Here is a 1999-nt window from a genome sequence, read left to right as displayed (position 1 = left end):
TGAAGCTCGACGTAGTCGTTGGCCTGCAACAGCATGTAGCTGAACTCCGTGTAGGAGATCCCGTCGCCTTCCAGCCGCCGCCGAATGGTGTCGCGATCCAGCATCACGTTGACCGAGAAGTGTTTACCGACGTCACGCAGCAGCTCGATCGCTGACATCGCGCTGGTCCACTCGAGGTTGTTCTCGACGATCGCACCAGTTGGTGAGCCGTCGAACTCGACAAATCGCTCGAGTTGCCCGCGGATCCGCCCGGTCCATTCCTGCACGGTCTCTTCGGTGCTGAGCGCTCGTTCGCCGGTTTCGCGCGGGTCGCCGATCAGACCCGTGGCGCCGCCGGCAAGAACGATCGGCCGATGGCCGGCCTGCTGAAAACGCCGCAGCGTCAGCAACGGCACCAGGTGACCAGCATGCAGACTGGGCGCGGTGGGATCAAACCCTGCATACAGGGTGATCGGACCGTCGTCGGCTGCTTGTGTCAGCGCATCAAGGTCGGTGGACTGTGCAATCAGTCCACGCCAGCTCAGCTCTTCGACGATTTCAGCGCCCACAGTCATAGATCTTCTCGCATCTGCGCGGCGCGCCCGCGGCGGGCGACCGGACGGCGCGTCGAATCAGTCACTGGCACCCGGTGCCGGCGCTCGCGGACTGCGCCGGTAGGCAGAGACCTCCGTCCGGCCGGGCAACCACAGCCGCCACGGTCGGTCGGCAGCCTGGCTGACACCGACGCGAGGTCCTGAACTGGCTTCGGCCACACAGTCGAGTGTCAGCCGTATTGCACTGTCGCTGCCGAACAGGTCAATTCCATTGTCGGCCATGGTGATTCCGACTGCCGAGCAGAGATTCCCTGGGCCACGCGCCAGCGCGCGAGTGCGGATCGCCGCCCCACGCCGGGCCTGGGCGACGTCGAACCCGGTCTCGATGACCGCAGCCCTGAGCAGGACGGCGGCCGCGATCCCGGCGGGTCCGCAGACCACGTTCGCGCAGATGTGGATGCCATGGCTGAGGTAGGTGTAGAGCCGGCCGGCGGGCCCGAACATCACCGCGTTGCGGGCGGTCACACCGCGGTATGAGTGCGCGGCGGCGTCCGGCCAGGGGCCATCAGGCGGGCCGCCATACGCCTCGACCTCGACGATTGTCGCGCTCACGCCACGACCGGTGAGGGTTGCGCCGAGTAGTCGATGTGCGGCTTCGACCGGGTCGACCGCTAGTTGCTCAGCGCCCACCGCACAGATTCTGCCTGCGACCCTTGACAGCCGGCCAGCAGGGGTGAATATTCATCCTATGATGACTTCATCAAACGATGAATTAATGTCAACGGGTCACGAGGTCGCGATCGATATCGACCACTTGCGGGTGGTTCGCGGTAAACGGCCTGCACTGCACGACTTCTCGGTGCGGGTGGCCCGCGGCAGCATCACCGGTCTGCTCGGGCCGTCAGGCTGCGGAAAGACCACGTTGATCCGATGCGTCGTCGGCACCCAGCTCATCACCTCGGGTACCGTGCGGGTGCTCGGCCTGCCCGCCGGGTCTTCGCCGTTGCGGCACCGGCTCGGCTATCTGCCGCAGGACCCGACGATCTACGGCGACCTGCGGATCGTCGACAACGTTCGATATTTCGCTGCGCTCTACGGGTTTGATGGCGACGCCGCAGACTCCGCGATCGAGCGGGTTGGGCTGACCGATCACAGCACTGCCTACTGCGGCAATCTGTCCGGTGGTCAGCGCACCCGGGTATCGCTGGCGTGCGCGCTGGTCTGTCAGCCGGAGTTACTCGTTCTCGACGAACCGACGGTGGGGTTGGACCCGGTGCTACGGGCAGATCTCTGGGAACAGTTCGCCGACCTGGCTCGCGGGGGGACCACGCTGCTGGTTTCCAGCCACGTGATGGACGAAGCCGACCATTGCGGCGACCTGTTGCTGATGCGCGACGGCCACCTGGTTACGCAGACCACCCCAACCCAACTACGAGAGGACACCGGATGCACGTCACTGGAGGACG

Annotated in this window: 3 protein-coding genes; 1 reads left to right on the top strand and 2 read right to left on the bottom strand. The window is 65.5% G+C overall.

Translation table 11 applies throughout. The annotated features are described in order from the left end of the window. Positions 1-554 (bottom strand): tyrosine--tRNA ligase (gene tyrS, locus WAO18_RS23005; RefSeq protein WP_422208539.1); only part of this gene is annotated, 554 nt, incomplete at its 3' end. A gap of 57 nt (positions 555-611) precedes the next feature. Continuing rightward, on the bottom strand, positions 612-1223 hold the full coding sequence (locus tag WAO18_RS23000) for a DNA-3-methyladenine glycosylase (RefSeq protein ID WP_422208538.1): 612 nt from the start codon (positions 1221-1223) through the stop codon (positions 612-614). 58 nt (positions 1224-1281) lie between these two features. On the opposite strand from WAO18_RS23000, the gene WAO18_RS22995 reads away from it, so the two are divergent. Further along, positions 1282-1999, top strand: a 718-nt coding sequence (locus WAO18_RS22995; protein ID WP_422208537.1) for an ABC transporter ATP-binding protein, incomplete at its 3' end; no start/stop codon positions are given.

The organism is Mycobacterium sp., from assembly GCF_049278535.1.
GTDB lineage: Bacteria > Actinomycetota > Actinomycetes > Mycobacteriales > Mycobacteriaceae > Mycobacterium.
Note: the sequence above shows the minus strand (reverse complement) of the source record. Positions and strands in the feature narration are given on the sequence as shown.